A 19,919-nucleotide genomic window follows, 5' to 3' on the forward strand; every position below is an offset into this window, starting at 1 on the left:
TACGACGACCGGCCTGCCCCCGCCAGGCTGTTGATTGGTCCGCGCCCCGCCGCGGCGCGGCCGCCGGGTACCGGGGGGCACCCGGCGGCCGCCGTCGGCTAGAAGCCGCCGGGGTAGTTGAAGTAGCGGTCGAACCTCGGGGTCCACAGGGACGGCCAGGGCTCGCCCACGCCGCCGCAGGCACCGAGCACGACCTGGCTGCGCCGTCCGGTGTCGAGCAGGCACTGGCCGGTGCCCACCTCGACCATCTCCCAGTGGTTGGAGCCGCGGTCCTGCCAGCGCAGGGTCAGACAGTTGCCGCCCGTCGCCTGGATGACGCCGGTCCCCGGGGCCTTGCTCGCGTTCGGGGTGCCCAGACACATGGCGCCGCCGTAGGTGCCGACGGCGAAGTTCTCCCCGCCCATCGGGTAGAAGACGAAGCGCTGGTGGTGCTGCCCCTTGCAGTCGTACCGCTGGATGACCGCGCCGACGCTCGTCGACTCACCGCGGATGTCCAGGCACTGCCAGCTGTAGGACGCCCGGATCTCGTGAATGGCCGCGTTGTACGGCGAGCTCGTGTAGCGCACGTTCGGGTTGTAGTCGGCGTGTGCCGCGGTCGGGATCAGCAGGGTGAAGAGCGCGACCAACGAGGCCACGAATCCATGCCTGCCGAGCCGTCGGAACGTTCTTCGAGCCACGTTTTCCTCCTGGCTGGGGATTGCCTTGACGCCAAGGAAGCTAGCGAGATCCACTGAGCCCCCGGTACCCGTCTTTTCAGGGGGGTTTGGTGGGGTCAGGGCTGCAACGGGCGCAGCGATTCATGCTTCTCGCGACGGGTCTGTACCGGGCCAGTCATCTGACAGCCGGCGTCACCGCTCTCGTACACGACCCCGCCGCCGGGGGTGTCGTCCGGGTGCTCCTCGGCGTGGCGCTGGGCACCAGCCTGCTGCTGTACGGGACGGGGTACGCGCACGGGGGCTTCGGACCGCGTCTCGTGTGGGCCGATGTGCTGCTGACGGGATGCCTGCTGCCGCACGCGGTGCTGTGGGCGAGCGGCGGACACGTGACGGACCCGGGGTTCTGGGCGCTGCTGCTCGGCGGGTCGGCCGCCGCCGCGGCGGCGGCCGGGCTGGAGACGCGGCAGGCGGGCTGCGCGGTGGTGCTGATCCTCGCCGCCCATGTGGCCGCCCAGCTGCAGACGGACACGGCACGGCCGTTCGGGCACCTCATGTCGGTGCTCTCCTCCGCCGTAATGGCCCGCGTCTTCCGGTGGTACCTGCACCGTCAGGGCACCCTGCTCGACGAGGCGCGGGAGCAGGCGGTACGGGCCGAGGCCGAGCGGGCCCGGCAGGCCGAGCGGATGGCCCACCACCGGGCCCTGCACGACACGGTCCTGGCGACGCTGACCACGATCGCCTCCGGCCGGGTGGACGCCAACACCTCGGGTATGCGGGAGCGGTGCGCCCGGGAGGCGGCCTATCTCCGACGGCTGATCCAGCGGTCGGAGCAGGCGGAGGCGGGAGACGAGAAGGAGGGTGCCGAGGTGCCGGCGGGCGAAGCCCTGGAGGACGTGGTGGCGGCCGCGGAGTGCCTCGGCCTCACGGTCACCGCCCAGTATCACGAGCTGCCCCCGCTCCCGGGCCCCGTGGCGGCCGCGCTGACCGCCGCGGTGACGGAGGCGCTGAACAACGTACGCCGCCATGCCGGGACCTCGGCCGCCTACCTCACCGCGATCGGGCGGGGCGGCGGCATCACCGTCACCGTCGTGGACCGCGGGCGCGGCTTCGACGCCGAGGCGGCCCTGGTGGGCGGCCGTGGGACGGCGACGGGCACCGGGCTGCGGCGGTCGATGCACGCCCGGATGCGGGAGATCGGCGGCACCACCGAGGTCGACAGCGCCCCGGGCGAGGGCACCCGCGTCGAGCTGCGGTGGCCGGGATGAGCGACACGTCGAACACGACAGCCGACTCGGACGGGCCGAGCGGGGCAAGCGCACCCGGCGCACCGGACGGGTCGAGCGGGGCAAGCGCCCCCGGCGCACCGCGCGCAGCCGGTGGGCCTGTGATCGGCGTGGCGGCGGTCGACGACGACCGGATGCTCCTCGACGGGCTGCGCTCCTGGCTGGAGCAGGTGGCGCAGCTGCGGATGCTCGGCTGCGCGGCCACCGTGGACGAGCTGCTCGCCGGCCCCGGCCGGCACGCGGACGTGGTCCTGCTCGACCTGGTGCTCCAGGACGGCTCCGTGGCCGAGGAGAACGTCCGGAGGCTGCGGGCGGCGGGACCGCGGGTCCTCGTCATCAGCACGGTCGCCGACCGGTCCCGTATCGTCGCCGCGTTCTCCGCCGGGGCGGACGGCTACCTGACCAAGGACCACGCCCTGGACTCCCTGGTGACGGCGATCGGAGAGGTCGCCTCGGAAGGCCGGGTCCACTCCGCCGAGCTGGCCTTCGCGCTGGCCCACGACACCCGTCCGGAACGGCCCCGACTGGCCCCGCGGGAGCTGCAGGTGCTGCTCGACTACGCCTCCGGGCTGACGCTCAAGGCGACGGCCCGCCGGGCCCGGATCAGCCCCAACACCGCCAAGTACTACCTCGATCAGGTCAAGGAGAAGTACCAGCGCGCGGGCCGCCCCGCCTACACCAAGATCGATCTGGCGGTACGGGTCCGCGAGGACGGCCTCGACGCCCCGCCGTGACCCGCGGGGGCGCGCTCACGGCTCCCACTTCGGCCACGGCGCCTCGTCCCGCTCGTACAGGTCCCGCAGGTGCTGCCGGCGCTCCCGGGTCCAGGACCGCCAGTCCGTCGGGCGACCGTCCAACGCCGCGGCCAGCCGCTCGAAGTGGTCGTGCCATCCCGCCAGCACGTCCAGCTTCTCCTCCTGCGTCCCACGCATCTCGTTGGTGAAACGCAGCACGGTCGACCCGCCGCCGTCGGCCGGTTCCAGATGGAACCGGATCCGTCCGTGCGGAGGGTCGACCGTGTACTCGGCCACGAGCTCCGGGTCCCAGGCGGTCACCCGGCCCGAGACCACCGTGTCCCCGTTGAGCCAGCGCAGCGTCACCGCTCCGCCGAGCCTCGGCTCCAGCGGATCCGCCGCGCACAGCCACTGCGGCAGACCCTCGGGTGTCGCGACGGCCGCCCAGACCCGCACCGCCTCGTACGGGAGCTCCACCACGAACCGCAGCAGATGAGCGTCGCCGTCATGGGTCTCGTACCTGCCCCGAGGTATCTCGCTCATACCTCCAGCGTCGCGCCGGGACGGGGGAAGCGCTAGCTCACACGCCCGCGTAGGAGTGCTTGCTGCTCACGAAGATGTTGACGCCGTAGTAGTTGAAGAGGAAGCAACCGAAGGCGATGAGCGCGATGTACGCGGCCTTGCGGCCCTTCCAGCCGGCGGTCGCGCGGGCGTGCAGATACGCCGCGTAGCCGACCCACGTGATGAAGGACCAGACCTCCTTGGCGTCCCAGCCCCAGTAGCGGCCCCACGCGTCGCCGGCCCAGATCGCGCCGGCGATGATCGTGAAGGTCCACAACGGGAAGATCGCCGCGTTGACCCGGTACGAGAACTTGTCCAGCGAGGCCGCGGACGGCAGCCGCTCGAGGACGGAGCGGGCGAAGGCACCCGGGTTGCCGCCGGTCGCCAGCTTGTTCTCGTACGAGTCGCGGAAGAGGTACAGCAGGGTGGCGACCGCGCCCAGGTAGAAGACCGCGCCGCAGAAGATCGCGGTGGAGACGTGGATCCACAGCCAGTACGAGTCGAGCGCCGGCACCAGCTGGTCGCTGGGGGTCTTCAGCCAGGTGGTGGCCACACCGAGGTCGAGCAGGACCGTGGTGACCAGCGGAAGACCGAGCCAGCGGACGTTCTTCTTGGCGAAGAGGAAGCCGAGGTACGCGCCGACCGCCACCGTGGAGAAGGTGGTGGAGAACTCGTACATGTTGCCCCAGGGGGCCCGCTGCACGGAGAGCGCGCGGGTGACGACGCCCGCCGCCTCGATGAGGAAGGCGAGCACGGTCAGCGAGACGGCGATACGGCCGTACAGATCGCCCTTGACCGTGCCGCCGGCCGCGCCGGGACCGTCCGGCACGTCACGGACACCGGCGCCGGACCGGGTGACGACCTTGGGCTTGTCGAGCACGGCGGTGGCTCCGCCGGCCGTCTTGACCTGGACGGTGACGGCGGGGGCGGCGGACGCGGCCGGGTTCGTGAGCGCGGCTGCCGTACGGCCGACCTTGCTGCGGCTGCCGAGCACCCACTCGGCGATGTGGGCGAAGAAGGCCAGGGTGTAGACGGCCATCGAGGAGTAGATGAGCAGGTCGCTCAACTGCGCCAGGCTCTCGTTGGTCTCGGCTGCGAGACTCACGGCGGCGAGATTCACTTCTCAGCCCCTTCGGCTTCTGCTGTGGCAGGTTCGGGCGCGGTCGGCGCCTGTGCGTTGAGCGTGACCGCGAGTTCGGCCAGCTCCTCCGGGAGCTTGGCGGACTCGCTCCGGCCAAGACCCGCCATCTCGACGACGGTGACGCCGTCCTTCCCCCGAACGGCCCGGACCCAGACCCGGCGCCGCTGGATGAACAGCGAGCCGGTCAGACCGGCGATCGCGGCGATCGCACCCGTGAGGGCGAGACCGTTGCCGGGCTGCTGGGAGACCTGGAAGCTCGCCCATTCCTTGATGTCCTTCTCGAAGGTGATCGAGCCGGCACCGTCGGGCAGCTTCATCGTCTCGCCGGGCAGCAGCCGGTTGGCCGTACCCGTACCGCCCTCGACCTCGAACTGGGTCATCTTGGACTTGTCCAGCTGGTACACGTTCTGCGGCAGTCCGGAGTCCACGCGCAGATCGCCGTGGAAGCCGGTGAGCGCCATGACGGGGAAGTCGAGCGCCGGGAACTGCGAGAACATGTCGCCCTTGCCGGCGCCCGCGAAGGTCGGCACGAAGAAGGCCTGGAAGCCCAGCTGCTCCTTCTTGCCGTTCTTGTCGCGGTAGCCGTCCATCACCTTGATCGCGCCGGTGGAGGTGATGTTGTTGTCGAACGGCAGCAGCGGTACGGCGCCGTGGAAGACCACCTTGCCCCGGCCGTCCTTGACCGTGACCACGGGCGCGTACCCGTGGGAGATCAGGTACACCTTGGAGCCGCCGACCTCCAGCGGCTCGTTGACGCGGATGACCGCCTTCTTCTCCGAGCCGCCCGCCTCGGAGTACGTGACGGCGGCCTCGAAGGTGCGCGGGGTGCCACGCTGCGGGCCGCTCTTCTCGTACGTACCGGTGAAGCTGTCCAGCTGGAAGCCGAACGCCTCGAGGTCCTCCGTGCTGTAGAGCGAACCGGACCGGAAGTCGTCGTACTGGGTGAGGGTGTTGGAGAAGCCGTCGCCCTCGACGATCAGCTTGCCGCCCTCGGACTTGAACAGCTGCCCCCAGGCGAAGGCGACCAGCATCACGATCAGGGCGATGTGGAAGGCCAGGTTCCCGGCCTCGCGCAGATAGCCCTTCTCGGCCGCGACCGCGTCCTTGACGGTGTGCGCGCGGAACCGGCGGCCCTTGAGCAGGGCGAGCGCGGCCTCCCGGACCTGCTCGGGCTCGGCCTCGGTGCGCCACGTCGTGTACGCGGGCAGCCGGGTGAGGCGGCCGGGGGCGCCGGGCGGCAGGCTGCGGAGCTGGCCGACGAACTGCCAGCTGCGCGGCACGATGCACCCGATGAGGGAGACGAACAGCAGGATGTAGATCGCGGAGAACCACACCGAGCTGTAGACGTCGAAGAGCTGGAGCTTCTCGTATATCGGCGTGAGCGTCTCGTGGGCTTCCTTGAAGGTCTGCACCTTCAGCTCGTCCGCGCTGGTCTGCGGGATGAGCGAGCCGGGGATCGCGCCGAGGGAGAGCAGGAAGAGCAGGATCAGCGCGACCCGCATCGAGGTCAGCTGCCGCCAGAACCAGCGGATCCAGCCGAAGACGCCGAGGGTGGGGCCGCCGACGGCGGACTCCTCCTTGGGCGCGGTCGAGAGCTGGGCCCCGGCTTCGCCGAGGTGGTCCTGCTGTTCCGTCGTTTCGGTGTTGCTCATGGGTCAGATCCCCGGAGTGAAGTCGGCGGCCCAGGACTGCATCTCGGACACGATGCCATCCCAGGCTCCGGTGACGAGCAGCAGGCCCGTGACGATCAGCATGATCCCGCCGATGCGCATGACCCAGACATAGTGTCGCTTCACCCAGCCGAAGGTGCCGAGCGCCCGCCGGAAGGCGATCGCGGTGAGGATGAAGGGCAGGCCCAGGCCCACGCAGTAGGCGACCGTGAGCAGGGCGCCGCGCCCCGCGCTGGCCTCGTTGGAGGCGAGCGCCAGTACGGCGGCGAGGGTGGGGCCGATGCAGGGAACCCAGCCGAGGCCGAACAGCACTCCCAGCATGGGGGCGCCGAGGAGGCCGGTCACAGGGCGCTTGTGAAAGCGGAACTCACGGCGGGTGAGCCACGGCATCGCGCCCATGAAGAAGGCGCCGAGCACGATGGTCAGGGCGCCGAGCACCTTGGAGATGATGTCGCGGTGCGTCTGCAGGACGCTGCCGGCGCCGCCGAAGAGGGCGCCGCCGGAGACGAAGACCACGGTGAATCCGAGCACGAACAGCGCGGCCCCGCCCGCCATCCGGCCGCGCTTGGCCTCGGCCAGATCGGTGCCGGTGACGCCGGTCACGTAACTGAGGTAGCCGGGGACGAGCGGCAGGACGCACGGGGAGAAGAAGGAGACCAGGCCGCCGAGGACGGCGATGGGCAGGGCGAGCAGGAGGGCCCCGCTGAAGACCGTCTCGTTCACCGGATCACTTCTCCGCGAGAAGCGGCTCGATCATCGAGCGGAGCTTCTTCTCGTCGAGGGCCATGAGGGAGCGGGCGGCGATCTTCCCGTCCTTGTCGAGGACGACGGTGGAGGGGATGGCCTGCGGGTTGAGCGTGCCCTTGGGGAAGCCGTTGACGATGAGCTTGCCGGCCGGGTCGTAGAGGCTCGGGTACGGGACCTTGTAGTCCTCTTCGAAGGCGAGCGCGGGCTGCTTGTTGAAGTCGCGGGTGTTGATGCCGACGAACTCCACGCCCTTGACCTTGAGGTCGTTCGCGACCTTGGTGAAGTGCGGGGCCTCGGCGCGGCAGGGCGGGCACCATGAGCCCCAGACGTTCATCACGACGACCTTGCCCTTGAGGTCGGCGAGGTCGAGCTTCTCGCCCTCCAGCGTCTCGCCCGCGATCTTGCTGGTCGCCTTGCGCTCGCCCTTGGCGACCGTGGAGATACCCCCCGTGTCGGTCACGAAGTTGGTTCCACCGCCGCCGCCGGACTTGCCGTTGTTGTCCGATGTGCAGGCGGACAACGCGAGGGCGGCCGACAGCGTTCCAACGGCGAGCAGGGTGCGTCGAGGGGCACGGCTAAGGCTCATGTGAAAAGTTTCGCATGGGCGTTTGGGGGATCTTGGGCACCCCCCTGGGTGCCCGTAAAGCCCCTTGTCAAGGGGGCTTAAGGGGCGGAAGCGGGAGGAACGCCCCGTGCGGGCTAGGCGGCCTTCAGGAAGGCGTTCCAGCCGCCGGCGGGCGACTGCCCGACCTCGAGGGTACGGAGCTTGGCGAGGATCTTGGGGTCCTGCACGTCCAGCCAGTCCACGAACTGCCGGAACGAGACCAGCCTGACGTCCTTCTTGCCCGCCATGCCCTTGAGGGCGTCCTCGACGGCGTCCATGTAGATGCCGCCGTTCCACTGCTCGAAGTGGTTGCCGATGAAGAAGGGCGCGCGGTTGGACTCGTAGGCGCGCCGGAAGCCCTTGAGGTACGCCTCGGTGGCCTGCTTGCGCCAGCCCGGGTAGCGCGAGGGCATCCCCTTGGTCGTGTTCTTCGACTGGTTGGCGAGGATGTTGTAGTCCATGGAGAGGACCTCGAAGGAGTGGCCGGGGAAGGGCACGGCCTGCAGCGGGAGGTCCCAGATCCCCTGGCGCTTGTCCGGCCACATCTGCCGGCCGCCGGGGGAGCTGGCGTCGTAGCGCCAGCCGAGCCGCTTCGCGGTGGGCAGCAGGTTGTCCTGGCCGAGGAGGCACGGGGTGCGGCCGCCGACGAGTTCCTTGCGGTAGTCGAAGGGGAGCGGGTCGAGGTCGGTCCAGCCGCTGTTGGTCTTCCACTCGGTGACGAACTTCGTCGCCTGGTCGATCTCGCTCTGCCACTGGGCCGGGGTCCAGTTCCCGACGGAGCCCGAGCCGGCGCAGAAGTGGCCGTTGAAGTGGGTGCCTATCTCGTGTCCGTCGAGCCAGGCCTGGCGGACGTTCTTGAGGGTGTCCTTGATGTGGTCGTCGGTGAGGTAGCCGATGTCGGAGGCGCCGACGCGGTTGTTCGGCGGGCGGTAGAGGTCCTGCTTCGACTCCGGCAGGAGGTAGATCCCGGAGAGGAAGAAGGTCATCGCGGCGTCATGGCTCTTGGCGAGTTCGAGGAAGCGCGGGAAGAGACCGTTGCCGACCTCGCCGGCGCCGTCCCAGGAGAAGATCACGAACTGCGGCGGAGTCTGCCCCGGTTCGAGCGGCACGGGGGCGTCGGGCTGATTCGGCTGCTTTCCGGTGTCGGCGGTGGAACCGTCACCGATGAGCTTGGCCTCCTTCTCGGTGGGTGCCGACGTGCTCGGGGATCCCGAGGCGTCACCCCCCTTGCCGGGTATCGAATTGCCCGACTTGTCCTTGTTGTTCGAGCTACACCCGGCCACCCCGAGCGCCGCCGCGGCCCCAACGCCCGCTCCCAGTAGTCCCCTTCGACTGATCCCGCGCATGACGTCCCCATTCGTACTCACGTCTGACCGAATGGTCATCCAAACCGACAATGAGTGAGATGCAGGGAGGAACAAGGAGGTTCCGGGAATTAGCACAAAAATTTCAGGGCGACCAGATGACTTCTCGTCATCCGATCGCCCTGATGGGTGTACCCGGAGGGGCGCGCCTCGAACGCATGGGCGCAGAACCTCCACGCGCCGGATCCCGGTGCGCCGAGGGACCGCGACGGAACCTCGCCCGTCGGCTGGGCCACGTGCCCTGGAGTGCGGGGAACCCGCCGGCTCCGACTGGGCCACGCGCCCTGCAGTGCGGGGAACCCGCGACGCGGCGGAACCCGTCGGCTCCAGCTGGGCCGCGCGCCCGAGGGGTGCGGGAACCGCGCGCCCCAGCCAGGCCCGCGGCTTTCCTACCGCTCCCCCCGCGGAGCGCTCACGCGCCGAAGGCCTTCGTCCCGCCCTTGACCGGCTTCGCGCCCGCGAGCAGATGCGCCGGCACCAGATCGCGGGCCGGCTCGCTGTAGCCGACCGAGACGATCCTGTCGCCCTGGTACGTGAACGAGGTCAGCGAGGCCAGCGTGCACTGGCGCCGCCGCGGGTCGTGCCACAGCTTCCGCTTCTCCACGAAGCTGCGGACGATCCAGATCGGCAGCTGATGGCTGACGCAGACCGCCTCGTGGCCACGGGCCGCGTCCTTCGCCGCGTCGAGCGCGCCCATCATCCGTACGACCTGCTCGACGTACGGCTCGCCCCAGGACGGCTTGAACGGGTTGGTGAGGTGCTTCCAGTTGCCCGGCTTGCGCAGGGCTCCGTCGCCGACGCCGAAGGTCTTGCCCTCGAAGACGTTGGCGGCCTCGATGAGCCGCTCGTCCGTGGCCAGGTCCAGGCTGTGTCCCTTGGCGACCGGCTGGGCCGTCTCCTGCGCGCGCTCCAGCGGGGACGACACGACGTACGTGATGTCCCGCTCGGCCAGGTGCTCGGCGACCCGGTCGGCCATCTGGCGGCCGAGCTCGGAGAGGTGGTAGCCGGAGCGGCGGCCGTAGAGCACGCCGTCGGGGTTCTCGACCTCGCCGTGGCGCACCAGGTGGACGACGGTGATGTCGTCGCTGCCCCGCCGGCTCTCGGTGGCGCTCATGCGGTGGCCTCCGCGGCGGCGCGGGCGGCGGCAGGCAGCGCGGCGGCGATCCGCTCGATCGCGCGCTCGTCGTGGGCCGTGGAGACGAACCAGGACTCGAACGCGGACGGCGGCAGGTAGACCCCGTCGGCCAGCATCGAGTGGAAGAAGGCGTTGAAGCGGAACGCCTCCTGCTTCTTCGCGTCGTCGTAGTTCCGGACCTCGTCGGCCGTGAAGAAGACCGAGAACATGTTGGAGGCGGTCTGCAGCCGGTGCGCGACGCCCTCCTTGGCGAGCGCGCCGGTGACCAGCCCCTGGATCTCCTCGGAGACCGCGTCGACGGTGGCGTACGCGGCGTCGTCGAGCAGGCGCAGCTGGGCGAGACCCGCGGCGGTGGCGATCGGGTTACCGGAGAGCGTGCCGGCCTGGTAGACCGGGCCCGCCGGGGCGAGGTGGCCCATGACGTCGGCGCGGCCGCCGAATGCCGCGGCCGGGAAGCCGCCGCCCATCACCTTGCCGAAGGTCATCAGGTCGGGCTTCACCCCGTCGACGCCGTACCAGCCGGCGCGGGAGGTCCGGAAGCCGGTCATGACCTCGTCGGAGATGTACAGCGCGCCGCTCTCGGAGCAGAGCTGCTTCAGGCCGGCGTTGAAGCCGTCCAGCGGCGGGACGACGCCCATGTTGCCCGGCGATGCCTCCGTGATCACGCAGGCGATCTCGCCCGGGTGCGCGGCGAACGCGGCCCGGACCGCCTCCAGGTCGTTGTAGGGCAGGACGATCGTGTCGCCGGCCTGCGCGCCCGTCACGCCGGGCGTGTCGGGCAGACCGAACGTGGCCACACCGGAGCCGGCCGCGGCCAGCAGCGCGTCCACGTGCCCGTGGTAGCAGCCGGCGAACTTCACGACCTTCGCCCGGCCGGTGAAGCCCCGGGCGAGCCGGATGGCCGACATCGTGGCCTCCGTACCGGAAGAAACCAGCCGAACCTGCTCGACGGGCTCGATCCGGGAGACGATCTCCTCCGCGAGGGCGACCTCGCCCTCCCCGGGGGTGCCGAAGGAGGTGCCACGGGTGACGGCGGCCTGCACCGCGGCGATCACCTCGGGGTGCGCGTGGCCGAGGATCATCGGCCCCCACGAGCACACGAGGTCGACGTACTCACGACCGTCCGCGTCGGTGAGGTACGGGCCGGTACCGGACACCATGAACCGGGGCGTTCCGCCCACGGCCCGGAAGGCGCGCACCGGTGAGTTCACGCCGCCGGGCGTCACGAGGGACGCGCGGTCGAAAAGCGTCTGTGAGACTGGGGCTTCGTATGAATACGGCACTGTGGTCCTGACCTGCGAGTAAGTCTGCGAGTACGGAGAGACGGCGTGGGCACCCCTGTGAATTACGCCAAGGCGTCGGTCCTCCGCGTCTGCGAAACTGGGGCGTCATAGGGATGGCTCACGGAATCCATGGTGTCAGAGGGCCGGACGTTCTTGCGGACAGGTGTTTCACCGCGAGAGCGTGGGGGAGGTCACTGTCACGATGATCGGGTTGCGCGGCGGGGGTCGTGTTGCCTAAAAAGCACTCGGGTGGAGATATGCATCGCGGTGGCGGACTGGGCGAGGGGACGGACGATCTGGGTCCGGAGCCTGCCCGGCGGGGGCGGCACCGGCGACGGCGTACGGAAGAGCCCGTACAGTCCTCGGAAATCACGGGACCCACGACGGGGGGCGGGAGTGGCCGGTTGGGGGTGACGTACAAATACTTCGGCGCGCCCGACGGCGCCACGGCGGCCCGCGTCCCGATCTCGATGCGCCCGGAGGAGCTGGGCGGCGACGAGCTCGGCATGGGCGGCATGTTCACCAAGATCAAGCCCGAGACCATAGCCGCGATGGTCCTCACGGGCATCCAAGGGATGCCCCTGCACAAGGTGCCCCCGCTGGAACTGGTGGTCCTCCACCCCGACTACGCCGTGGTGAAGCTGCCCATGACCGTGGTCGACCCGCTCCGCGGGATCGGTGAGGAATCGGTCGGCGCGGCGGCCTTCATATGGTCCACGGTCCCGGACCGCGGCGGCCCGCGCGACGCGTTCAACGTCTACCAGCTGCTCCACGAGTGGCAGGACTTCTCTGTCCGCCTCCACGAGGCCGGACACCAGCCGTACTGCCTGGTCTGGCCGTAGGCGCCGAGGCTCACCTTCCCCGGTCGCGTGCGTCCGCGGCGGCCTTCGCACGCTCGGCCGCCAGTTCACGGGCCGAGGCGAGCCGGTACGGGACGTCGACGACCACGACGTTCTTCATGAACAGCAGCCGGGTCTTGAGCCGCAGCGCGCTCTGGTTGTGCAGCGGCTGCTCCCACCAGTGACCCACCACGTACTCGGGGATGACGACCGACACGACCGAGTCCCCCGTCCGCTCGGGCGCCTCCCTGATGTGCCGCAGGATCGGCTGGACGATCGAGCGGTACGGGGAGCTGAGCACCCGCAGCGGGACGTCGATGCCATGGGCCTCCCAGGTCGCCCTGAGCACCTCCGCCTCCGCCGGGTCCTCCGCGACCGTGACCGCCGTCAGCGAGGCGGGCCGCAGGGTCTTCGCGTACGACAGGGCCCGGAGGCTCGGCGTGTTCACCGAGGCCACCAGGACCATGACGTGGTTCTCCGCGAGGGCGCGGGGGCGGGCGCCGGGTTCGACCGCGACCTCGGCGGCCACGGTCTCGTAGTGCCGGCGTACGCCCTTCATCCCGGCGAAGAGCACCGGCATCGCGATCACGACGATCCAGGCGCCGTGCGTGAACTTGGTGATCAGCACGATCACCAGGACGACCGCCGTCAGGCAGGCACCGAAGGCGTTGATGGCCAGGCGGGGCAGGATCCGGCGCCGGTCGGCGGCGCCCGCCGGCGTGGCGAGTTCTCGCCGCCAGTGCTTGACCATCCCGGCCTGGGACAGAGTGAAGGAGACGAAGACGCCGATGATGTAGAGCTGGATGAGGCGGGTGAGGCTGGCGTCGAAGGCGACGATCAGCGCGATGGCGGCCAGTGCGAGCAGGACGACGCCGTTGGAGTAGACGAGCCGGTCGCCGCGGTGGAAGAGCTGGCGAGGCGCGTAGCGGTCGCGCCCGAGGACGGAGGCGAGCATCGGGAAGCCGTTGAAGGCCGTGTTGGCCGCCATGACCAGGACCGCGGCGGTGACGGCCTGGAGCAGATAGAAGAGGAAGTGCCAGCTGCCGAAGGTGGCGCGGCCGATCTGGGCGAGCGCGGTGGGCATCGGGGTGCCGGGGGCGAGGCCCAGCTCGGTTGGGTCCTCCGCGACATGCACCTCGTAGACCATGGCGAGGGTGGTGATCCCGAAGAACATGGTCACCGCCACCGCGCCCATGATCGCGAGCGTCGAGGCGGCGTTGCGGCTCTTGGGCTTCTCGAAGGCCGGCACGCCGTTGCTGATCGCCTCGACACCCGTCAGTGCCGTACAGCCCGAGGCGAACGCGCGCATCGCGAGCAGCACGAGAGCGAGGCCGGTGTAGCTGGAGACCGCGTGGATCGGCAGGTCGGCCGATTCGGCACGGATCGTCGCCCCGGTCGCCATCCGGACCGCCGCGACGGCGAACATCAGGTAGATCGTGGCGATGAAGGCGTACGTCGGGATGGCGAAGTAGCGCCCCGACTCACGGACACCGCGCAGATTGAGCCAGGCCAGGACCGCCACGAAGGTGACCGACATCGCCACCGCGTGTCCGTCGAGCGCGGGGGCGGCGGAGGTGATCGCCGCGACGCCGGAGACGATCGAGACGGCGACGGTCATCACGTAGTCGATGAGGAGCGCGCTGGCGGCCGTGAGCGCGGCGGTCTGCCCGAGGTTCTCGGCGGAGACGACATACGCCCCGCCACCGCCCGGGTAGGCGTAGCAGGTCTGCCGGTAGGAGGCGACGACGACCACCAGCAGGATGACGATCGCCACCGCCGCGTACCAGGCCAGATGAAGCACGGCGAGCCCGCCGAGGGCGAGGATCAGCAGGATCTCCTCGGTGGCGTACGCGACGGACGAGAGGGGGTCGCTGCAGAAGATCGGCAGGGCGAGCCGTTTGGGCAGGAGGGTCTCGCCGAGCCTGCCGCTGTCCAAAGGCCGCCCCACGAGCAGGCGTTTCGCCGCACTTCCAGCTCTCATAAGTGCTGAAGTTAGGACAAACGGAATGAACGGGGCGGGAGCCGCGCCCGTTGGTGCCAGCACAAGGAAGGACGGACGACGTGAGAAGACTGCGCGTGGCCGGCGAACCCATGCAGATCGGCGAGGTCGCCGCACGGACGGAGCTGTCCCTGCGGTCCATCCGCCAGTACGAGGACACCGGTCTGGTCGTCCCCTCCGCCTCGTCCCCGGGCGGATTCCCGCTCTACACCGAAGCCGATGTGGACCGGCTGATGGTGATCGGCCGGATGAAGCCGCTCGGCTTCACCATCGACGAGACCCGCGATCTGCTCACGGCGGTCGACCGCCTCGCCGCGGACCACCCCGGCACGGACGGGGAGCTCCCGCCCGACGAGCGGACCGCCGTGGTCGCACGCGTACGACGCTACGAGCGGGCCGCCACCGAACGGGTCACCGAACTGCGCGCCGAGCTGACCCGCGCCGAGGATTTCGCCGGCTCCCTGCGGGCCCGCCTGGCGGGGCGCGCCGAGATCCCCGTCTACTCCTGAAGCGAGGCGGGCATACGCCGCCGGGCTCGGCGGGGACTCCGTCTACTCCTGAAGCGAAGCGGCCAGCTCGCCGAAGAAGCGGGCATACGCCGCCGGACTCGGCGGGGTCTCCGGGTTCCACGGCGCCACGCGCGCGTGCCCCACGGGCGGGAACGCCTCGGGCCCGACGGCGTTGGCGCGGCTGTCGTAGAGCACCAGACCCGGGTTCAACCGGGCCGCGTGCTCCCAGTCGGCGGTGAGCCAGTTCGCACCCGCGCCGGGACCGGGGTCGAGCAGCCGCACGCCGAGCTCCTGGAGCCGGGCCAGCTCGGGCCAGGCATGGGGCCGGGCCAGGTGGACCTGATCGGGCCCGGCACCGGAGAGCGCGAGGACCGTGAGGTCCGTACGCGCGGCGACGGAACGAAGCGCTGCCTCGGGATCCCGGTGCGCGGCGGGGACCGCCGAACCCCCGACCGCCGAACCCCCGAGCGCCGCCCCCAGCTCGCCGAAGCGCCCGATGATCGCCGACAGCGTGAGCTCGTTGCCCACGGCGAGCACCAGCAACGGCACGCCGAGCCGCTCGGCGACGGCGTCGTCCAGCGCGTACGCGCTCTTCCCGTCGTACGTGACGTCGACGATCAGATCGGGGCGCAGCGCCCGCACGGCCTCCTCGTCCAGGGTCCGCCCCGGCCCCAGATAGGGGACACCGGCCGCCGCCAGCTCTCCCGCCTTGACCGGATCGAGCGCCCCGCCGTCGTGCCCGGAGCCGTAGACCCCTACGGGCGTCACCCCCAGATCCCTGAGCGCCGCCCCGGCCCGCACATAGGCCACCACCCGCTCGGGCGGCTGTACGGAGGTCAGCTCCGTACCCCTGTCGTCGGTGAACCCCCACACCCCTGCGTCCGACATGCGGCTGCTCCCTCCCCGGCCGGAACTCTCCCTGTCCCGGCCACCTTGAAGCGCTTCCCCGACCCGCACAAGAGGGCCTCGCCCCTCGGGCCCGGGCGGGACTTCGGTCCCGGACCCCCCTGCCGAAAGTCCCCCACCGTGGTGTTAACTGAACAGGTCGGGAGGAAGCAGTAGGAATCGTCAGCGCCGTGCCCAGGCGCCGTCCCAGGCAGGACGCGCCCCCCGTACCGGCCCTCGCGCCCTGGAGTCAGCCATGTCGTCCTTGCCCGGCCAGTTCTCGGACCCCCGTGTGATCACCCTGTTCGGGCTGCTCGCCGTCTCCGCCGCCGTGTGGGTGGCGCTGGGACTGCGCTCCCGTGCCCGCCGCGCACAGGCGGACGCGCCGCTGGAGCGGGTCTGGCACCCCCAGGAGACCGTGTCGCTCACCCCGGCCGAGGAGCACGCCTTCGGCCAGGTCGTCTCACGCCTCTCGGTGGGCTCCGCCGGCCGCTTGCGGTAGACCGGGCGGGGCCGTAGTCGAGAGACGCGGGAGGCGGCGTACGCGAACGGGCTGGTCCGGCCTGCCCGAGGGTCGGGGGCGGATACGGCCGCGTGGCCACGGCCACGGCCACGCTCACTCGACGGGCACGGCCACGGTCACTCGGCCGCGGGCGCCCAGTCGCGCGGGTTCCGTCCGGTCGCAGCGAGCAGGAGCTCGAACGATGAGGCGCCCTCCGGCGGCTCCACCGCCTCTCCGAAGACGTTCATCTTCCGGGCCGTCGGAGCCATCCGCTCCACCAGTTCCCACAGGTTCTCCACGACGGCCGGGTCCGGCTCGAAGGACCGGCCGGTGGCCTGGGCGAGGTCCCACACGTGCACGGTCAGGTCGAGCAGGGCCATCGATCCGACGGTGCGGGACGGCAGCCCCATTCCCGCCGAGGTGCCCTCCTCCGCACCGGGCGCCGCCCAGGCCGCGACGAGCTTCGCCGTCTCGGTCTCGAAGCGGGCGCGCCAGTCGGGCTCGCTCAGACAGTCGGGGGTCGTGGAGAAGTCGGCGGGCTGCTTGGCCGCCAGGGCCTGGAAGTTCACGACGACCTGGAAGAGGTGGTTGAGCAGGGCGCGCACGTCGTACTCGGAGCACGGCGTGGGCGCGGCGAAGCTGTCGTCGGTGATACCGCGCACGACGGGGGCGGCCTGGGTGGCGGCGGTACCGAGCAGCTCACTGATGGGTTGCGTACGGTTCGTCATGAAGTGACGCTAGGCGATCCTGCCCCGGAAGGTCTTGAAGAAACACGACACCGGCAGGTCGGCACCTACGCTGGGTGGCATGGCTCCCTCCGGTCCGCGCCGTGACACCCGGGGCATCGTCGACCCCGACGAACTCCTCGCCCGCGTCCGCTTCCGCCGTCACGAGCCCGCGCCGGAGCTTCGCCCATATCTGGAGCACTACTGGTTCATCGACTGGGAGCTCTCCGAGCCGTACGCCAGCCATGTCGTCCCCCACCCGTCCGTGAACGTCGTCTTCCAGCGGTACGAGGGCGACGACCGGGAGATCACCTTCGGGGAGGTCGCCGGGATCGGGCTCGAACTGTTCACGAAGAAGCTCACGGGTGTCGGCCGGGTCTGCGGAGTGCAGTTCCGACCGGGCGGCTTCCGGCCGTTCGCGCCCGGGTGGCCGGTGTCGGAGTGGACGGGCCGCCGGGTCCCGCTCGACGAGGTGTTCACGGACGCCGACGACGCCTCCGTGGAGGCCGTACTCGCCCCGGAGACCGACCACGCGCGCGTGGCGGCACTCGACGCCTTCCTGCTGGCCCGTGGCCCCACGCCCGATCCGCAGGCGGCGCAGGCCATGGCGCTGGTGGACCTGGTCCGTACGGACCGCACGATCCGTCGGGTGTCCGAACTGGCACGCGTGGAGGGCCTGTCGAGCCGTTCGCTCCAGCGGCTGTTCTCCAACTGCGTCGGTGTCGGACCGAAATGGGTCATCCTGCGCTACCGCATCCACGAGGCCCTGGAGCGCGCCGAGGCCGCGGGGGCTCAGGAGCCCCCGGACTGGGCCGGGCTCGCCGCCGAGCTCGGGTACAGCGATCAGGCCCATCTCGTACGGGACTTCACGGCGACGGTCGGGGTACCGCCGACCGCGTACGCCCGCCAGGTGTCCGACCCCTGACCTACAGTGCGGGCATGGATGCCGACACCCCGACCGCCTCGTCGCCGTCGCCCGCTCCGTCCGCTTCGTCTGTGCGTCTGGAGCCCTGGTCCGAGGACGACTTCGGGCTGCTGCGGGGCATGAACGCACCCGAGTTGATGGAGCACCTCGGCGGCCCCGAGACCGAGGAGGCGCTGGTCAAGCGGCATCGGCGCTATGTGGATCTGAGCGCCGTGGGTACGAGCGCGGGCCGCATGTTCCGGATCGTGCTGCTCCCCGAGGAGGTCGCGGTCGGCGGCATCGGCTTCTGGGAGCAGACGCTGGACGGGAAGCCGGTCTACGAGACGGGCTGGACGGTACTGCCCGGGTTCCAGGGTCGGGGCGTCGCGACCGCGGCCACGCGCGCGGTCGCCGAGCTGGCCCGGGCCGAGCGCTCGCACCGCTTCCTGCATGCCTTCCCCTCGAAGGACAACGGGCCGTCGAACGCGGTGTGCCGGAAGGCCGGCTTCGAATCGCTCGGGGCGCGTGACTTCGAGTACCCGCCCGGCCATCCGCTGCGCTGCAACGACTGGCGCCTGGACCTGGAGGCGTCCTGACCCTCGGCCGCCCCGCCGACGGCCTTCCCCCAGCGTTCTCCTGGCCTCTCCAGCCCTCTCCTGGCCCTCTCTAGCCCTCCGCGCCGTCCGTGGTCAGCGACTTGGTGAAGTGGAAGGCCACGATGTCGAGGCGTTCACGCAGGTAGAAGCGGTGGGCTCCGGTGCGGTGGGTGCCGGAGTCCAGGTTGAGCTCGTGGCAGCCGGCGGCTCGTGCGCGCCGCTCCAGGTGGGCCAGGAGCGCGTGGCCGACGCCGGTGGAGCGCGCGGTGGCGGCGGTGACCAGGTCGTCGACGTAGAGCTTCCGGATCGAGCTGGTGTTGTCGATGATCCGCCAGCCGGCGGCGCCCACGCAGGTGCCGTCATCGCCGTAGGCCGCGCTGAAGCTCAGGCCCTGCGGCCGGCCGTTGCGGTGGATCTCGTGGAAGAGCTCGGGCGTGAGGTGCGGCCGCAGCTCGCGCAGGACGGGCAGCATGTCGGCTTCCAGGCGCGCGTCACCGGGCTCGAGGTCGATGATCTTCATGGCGGTGACGGTATCCCAGGCGTCGGCCCTGATCGGGGCCGTCGGGGTCTTATCAGGGTTGACGAGTGAGGAACGCTCGCGGATAGTTATCTGCGTGACACAGATTCTTCCTTACGCAATCGACTGCGCGAGGGCCGCCTCACCGAAGGGACCCCAGTCATGACCGTCCTCGTCACCGGAAGCCGCGGCCGCGTGGGCTCCGCCCTCCTCGAACTGCTCCACGGCGCCGGCATCAAGGCCAGAGCCGCGTCCAAGAACCCCGCGGACCTCTCCCCACCCGACGGCATCGACACCGTCCGCTGCGATCTCTCCGACCCGACAGACTTCGAGACCGCCCTCGACGGCGTCGACTCCGTCTTCCTGTACGCCGAGCCCGCGCACATCGACTCCTTCGTCTCGCAGGCCCGGGCCGCCGGCGTCCAGCACATAGCCCTGCTCTCCTCCAGCTCCGTCCTCGCCCCCGACGCCGCCGAGAACCCGATCGCCGCCTCGCACCTGGCCGTCGAACGTGCACTCGCGGCCGCGGCGGCCGACGGCGCCTTCGAGGCGACCCACATCCAGCCGGGCGCTTTCGCGACGAACGCCCTGCAGTGGTCGCGGGCGATCAAGTCCGCACGCGCGGTGGAGCTTCCGTACCCCGGGTCGCACGGTGACCCGATCCACGAGAAGGACGTCGCCGAGGCCGCGTTCGCGGTGCTGACCCGGCCCGCTCTGCGCGGCTCCTCGTATCTGCTGACCGGCCCCGAGTCGCTCGACTTCACCGAGCAACTGGCGATACTCGCCGAGGTGACGGGCTGCGCGGCCACCACCGCCGCCGTCACACCCGGGCATTGGAAGGAGTCGGTCGCCGGCTACATACCGGAGACGTTCGCCGACGCCCTGCTCTCCTACTGGTCCTCGCACGACGGCCGACCGGTCACACTGACGCGGACGGTCGAGGACCTCACCGGACACCCGGCCCGCACCTTCGCCCAGTGGGCCGCGGACCACGCGGACGCCTTCCGCCCGTAAGGACCGCAGCGGACTGGAGCCGGGGGCTGAGACCGGAGCCGGGACTGAGACCGAAGCCAGGGCTGGGCCCGAGCCGAAGCCGGGAACGAGAACCCGGGACCGCAGCGGGCAACCGAGGCCCGGACCGGGGGCCGAGGCCCGGACCGGGCAACCGAGGCCCGGGCCGGGGCCGCGCCGGAGCCCGGGCCGGGGGCCAAGGCCCGGGCCGGGGCCGCGCCGGAGCCCGGGCCGAAACCCGCCCCCGCCCCGTC

Annotated in this window: 21 protein-coding genes; 8 read left to right on the plus strand and 13 right to left on the minus strand. The window is 70.9% G+C overall.

Translation table 11 applies throughout. The annotated features are described in order from the left end of the window. Positions 1 to 98: 98 nt before the first annotated feature. Positions 99 to 677: an RICIN domain-containing protein gene (locus ACFQ7Q_RS21580; protein ID WP_383557635.1), complete on the minus strand. Its 579-nt coding sequence runs from the start codon at positions 675 to 677 to the stop codon at positions 99 to 101. A 122-nt stretch (positions 678 to 799) separates the two neighbouring features. Between ACFQ7Q_RS21580 and ACFQ7Q_RS21585 the strand changes: the two genes are divergently transcribed. Continuing rightward, positions 800 to 1,921, plus strand: a complete 1,122-nt coding sequence (locus tag ACFQ7Q_RS21585; RefSeq protein ID WP_383557638.1) for a sensor histidine kinase — start codon at positions 800 to 802, stop codon at positions 1,919 to 1,921. Positions 1,922 to 2,040: 119 nt separating this feature from the next. Next, complete coding sequence (locus ACFQ7Q_RS21590) at positions 2,041 to 2,673, plus strand: response regulator (protein WP_383557640.1); 633 nt, start codon at positions 2,041 to 2,043, stop codon at positions 2,671 to 2,673. Positions 2,674 to 2,688: 15 nt separating this feature from the next. Here ACFQ7Q_RS21590 and ACFQ7Q_RS21595 read toward each other — a convergent pair whose 3' ends face one another. From ACFQ7Q_RS21595 to hemL, 8 genes are all read right to left on the minus strand, one after another. Then, positions 2,689 to 3,216 carry an SRPBCC domain-containing protein gene (locus tag ACFQ7Q_RS21595; protein WP_383557643.1) on the minus strand — a complete coding sequence of 176 codons (528 nt, stop codon included), beginning with the start codon at positions 3,214 to 3,216 and terminating at the stop codon, positions 2,689 to 2,691. A 37-nt stretch (positions 3,217 to 3,253) separates the two neighbouring features. Continuing rightward, the gene (ccsB, locus tag ACFQ7Q_RS21600; protein ID WP_383557646.1) at positions 3,254 to 4,339 is read right to left on the minus strand and encodes a c-type cytochrome biogenesis protein CcsB; all 1,086 of its coding nucleotides are present in this window, start codon (positions 4,337 to 4,339) and stop codon (positions 3,254 to 3,256) included. 11 nt (positions 4,340 to 4,350) lie between these two features. Beyond that, positions 4,351 to 6,027 carry a cytochrome c biogenesis protein ResB gene (locus tag ACFQ7Q_RS21605; RefSeq protein WP_383557649.1) on the minus strand — a complete coding sequence of 559 codons (1,677 nt, stop codon included), beginning with the start codon at positions 6,025 to 6,027 and terminating at the stop codon, positions 4,351 to 4,353. 3 nt (positions 6,028 to 6,030) lie between these two features. Then, positions 6,031 to 6,768 (minus strand): cytochrome c biogenesis CcdA family protein, encoded by a 738-nt coding sequence (locus tag ACFQ7Q_RS21610; protein WP_383557651.1) that lies wholly within the window; start codon positions 6,766 to 6,768, stop codon positions 6,031 to 6,033. Positions 6,769 to 6,772: 4 nt separating this feature from the next. Continuing rightward, positions 6,773 to 7,378, minus strand: coding sequence for a TlpA family protein disulfide reductase (locus tag ACFQ7Q_RS21615; RefSeq protein WP_383557654.1), 606 nt, complete (start codon positions 7,376 to 7,378; stop codon positions 6,773 to 6,775). 113 nt (positions 7,379 to 7,491) lie between these two features. Continuing rightward, complete coding sequence (locus tag ACFQ7Q_RS21620; protein WP_383557759.1) at positions 7,492 to 8,742, minus strand: hypothetical protein; 1,251 nt, start codon at positions 8,740 to 8,742, stop codon at positions 7,492 to 7,494. Between the two features lie 430 nt (positions 8,743 to 9,172). Further along, positions 9,173 to 9,874 (minus strand): histidine phosphatase family protein, encoded by a 702-nt coding sequence (locus ACFQ7Q_RS21625; protein WP_383557657.1) that lies wholly within the window; start codon positions 9,872 to 9,874, stop codon positions 9,173 to 9,175. After that, positions 9,871 to 11,178 (minus strand): glutamate-1-semialdehyde 2,1-aminomutase, encoded by a 1,308-nt coding sequence (gene hemL, locus ACFQ7Q_RS21630; RefSeq protein ID WP_383557660.1) that lies wholly within the window; start codon positions 11,176 to 11,178, stop codon positions 9,871 to 9,873. The genes ACFQ7Q_RS21625 and hemL overlap by 4 nt, the downstream gene beginning before the upstream one ends. Positions 11,179 to 11,435: 257 nt before the next feature. Between hemL and ACFQ7Q_RS21635 the strand changes: the two genes are divergently transcribed. Further along, a complete protein-coding gene (locus tag ACFQ7Q_RS21635) occupies positions 11,436 to 12,020 on the plus strand; it encodes a hypothetical protein (protein WP_383557661.1) in 585 nt (194 codons plus the stop codon). A 10-nt stretch (positions 12,021 to 12,030) separates the two neighbouring features. Here ACFQ7Q_RS21635 and ACFQ7Q_RS21640 read toward each other — a convergent pair whose 3' ends face one another. Beyond that, a complete protein-coding gene (locus ACFQ7Q_RS21640; protein WP_383557664.1) occupies positions 12,031 to 13,998 on the minus strand; it encodes an APC family permease in 1,968 nt (655 codons plus the stop codon). Positions 13,999 to 14,093: 95 nt separating this feature from the next. Here ACFQ7Q_RS21640 and ACFQ7Q_RS21645 point away from each other — a divergent pair, with 95 nt between their 5' ends. Continuing rightward, positions 14,094 to 14,525 carry a MerR family transcriptional regulator gene (locus tag ACFQ7Q_RS21645; protein ID WP_383557761.1) on the plus strand — a complete coding sequence of 144 codons (432 nt, stop codon included), beginning with the start codon at positions 14,094 to 14,096 and terminating at the stop codon, positions 14,523 to 14,525. A 42-nt stretch (positions 14,526 to 14,567) separates the two neighbouring features. Here ACFQ7Q_RS21645 and ACFQ7Q_RS21650 read toward each other — a convergent pair whose 3' ends face one another. After that, the gene (locus ACFQ7Q_RS21650; RefSeq protein WP_383557667.1) at positions 14,568 to 15,413 is read right to left on the minus strand and encodes an ABC transporter substrate-binding protein; all 846 of its coding nucleotides are present in this window, start codon (positions 15,411 to 15,413) and stop codon (positions 14,568 to 14,570) included. Positions 15,414 to 15,666: 253 nt separating this feature from the next. Here ACFQ7Q_RS21650 and ACFQ7Q_RS21655 point away from each other — a divergent pair, with 253 nt between their 5' ends. After that, positions 15,667 to 15,912 carry a hypothetical protein gene (locus ACFQ7Q_RS21655; RefSeq protein ID WP_383557669.1) on the plus strand — a complete coding sequence of 82 codons (246 nt, stop codon included), beginning with the start codon at positions 15,667 to 15,669 and terminating at the stop codon, positions 15,910 to 15,912. A 137-nt stretch (positions 15,913 to 16,049) separates the two neighbouring features. Here the strand turns inward: ACFQ7Q_RS21655 and ACFQ7Q_RS21660 are convergent, their stop codons facing one another. After that, positions 16,050 to 16,640: a TIGR03086 family metal-binding protein gene (locus ACFQ7Q_RS21660; protein WP_383557672.1), complete on the minus strand. Its 591-nt coding sequence runs from the start codon at positions 16,638 to 16,640 to the stop codon at positions 16,050 to 16,052. 79 nt (positions 16,641 to 16,719) lie between these two features. On the opposite strand from ACFQ7Q_RS21660, the gene ACFQ7Q_RS21665 reads away from it, so the two are divergent. Together ACFQ7Q_RS21665 and ACFQ7Q_RS21670 are read left to right on the plus strand one after the other, a co-directional pair. Further along, complete coding sequence (locus ACFQ7Q_RS21665; RefSeq protein ID WP_383557674.1) at positions 16,720 to 17,562, plus strand: DUF6597 domain-containing transcriptional factor; 843 nt, start codon at positions 16,720 to 16,722, stop codon at positions 17,560 to 17,562. Between the two features lie 14 nt (positions 17,563 to 17,576). Then, on the plus strand, positions 17,577 to 18,137 hold the full coding sequence (locus tag ACFQ7Q_RS21670; protein WP_383557677.1) for a GNAT family N-acetyltransferase: 561 nt from the start codon (positions 17,577 to 17,579) through the stop codon (positions 18,135 to 18,137). 70 nt (positions 18,138 to 18,207) lie between these two features. On the opposite strand, the gene ACFQ7Q_RS21675 is transcribed toward ACFQ7Q_RS21670, so the two are convergent. Then, the gene (locus ACFQ7Q_RS21675; RefSeq protein WP_383557680.1) at positions 18,208 to 18,657 is read right to left on the minus strand and encodes a GNAT family N-acetyltransferase; all 450 of its coding nucleotides are present in this window, start codon (positions 18,655 to 18,657) and stop codon (positions 18,208 to 18,210) included. 159 nt (positions 18,658 to 18,816) lie between these two features. Between ACFQ7Q_RS21675 and ACFQ7Q_RS21680 the strand changes: the two genes are divergently transcribed. Further along, a complete protein-coding gene (locus ACFQ7Q_RS21680; protein ID WP_383557683.1) occupies positions 18,817 to 19,668 on the plus strand; it encodes an NAD(P)H-binding protein in 852 nt (283 codons plus the stop codon). The last annotated feature ends 251 nt before the right edge of the window (positions 19,669 to 19,919 follow it).

It is taken from the genome of Streptomyces sp. NPDC056527 (genome assembly GCF_042794475.1).
Classification (GTDB): domain Bacteria; phylum Actinomycetota; class Actinomycetes; order Streptomycetales; family Streptomycetaceae; genus Streptomyces.

Coding starts and splice junctions, on each gene's coding strand:
- ACFQ7Q_RS21585 (WP_383557638.1), top strand. CDS start 800: ATGCTTCTCGCGACGGGTCTGTACCGGGCCAGTCATCTGACAGCCGGC.
- ACFQ7Q_RS21595 (WP_383557643.1), bottom strand. CDS start 3,216: ATGAGCGAGATACCTCGGGGCAGGTACGAGACCCATGACGGCGACGCT.
- ACFQ7Q_RS21605 (WP_383557649.1), bottom strand. CDS start 6,027: ATGAGCAACACCGAAACGACGGAACAGCAGGACCACCTCGGCGAAGCC.
- ACFQ7Q_RS21615 (WP_383557654.1), bottom strand. CDS start 7,378: ATGAGCCTTAGCCGTGCCCCTCGACGCACCCTGCTCGCCGTTGGAACG.
- ACFQ7Q_RS21620 (WP_383557759.1), bottom strand. CDS start 8,742: ATGCGCGGGATCAGTCGAAGGGGACTACTGGGAGCGGGCGTTGGGGCC.
- ACFQ7Q_RS21625 (WP_383557657.1), bottom strand. CDS start 9,874: ATGAGCGCCACCGAGAGCCGGCGGGGCAGCGACGACATCACCGTCGTC.
- ACFQ7Q_RS21635 (WP_383557661.1), top strand. CDS start 11,436: ATGCATCGCGGTGGCGGACTGGGCGAGGGGACGGACGATCTGGGTCCG.
- ACFQ7Q_RS21640 (WP_383557664.1), bottom strand. CDS start 13,998: ATGAGAGCTGGAAGTGCGGCGAAACGCCTGCTCGTGGGGCGGCCTTTG.
- ACFQ7Q_RS21650 (WP_383557667.1), bottom strand. CDS start 15,413: ATGTCGGACGCAGGGGTGTGGGGGTTCACCGACGACAGGGGTACGGAG.
- ACFQ7Q_RS21655 (WP_383557669.1), top strand. CDS start 15,667: ATGTCGTCCTTGCCCGGCCAGTTCTCGGACCCCCGTGTGATCACCCTG.
- ACFQ7Q_RS21660 (WP_383557672.1), bottom strand. CDS start 16,640: ATGACGAACCGTACGCAACCCATCAGTGAGCTGCTCGGTACCGCCGCC.
- ACFQ7Q_RS21665 (WP_383557674.1), top strand. CDS start 16,720: ATGGCTCCCTCCGGTCCGCGCCGTGACACCCGGGGCATCGTCGACCCC.
- ACFQ7Q_RS21670 (WP_383557677.1), top strand. CDS start 17,577: ATGGATGCCGACACCCCGACCGCCTCGTCGCCGTCGCCCGCTCCGTCC.
- ACFQ7Q_RS21675 (WP_383557680.1), bottom strand. CDS start 18,657: ATGAAGATCATCGACCTCGAGCCCGGTGACGCGCGCCTGGAAGCCGAC.
- ACFQ7Q_RS21680 (WP_383557683.1), top strand. CDS start 18,817: ATGACCGTCCTCGTCACCGGAAGCCGCGGCCGCGTGGGCTCCGCCCTC.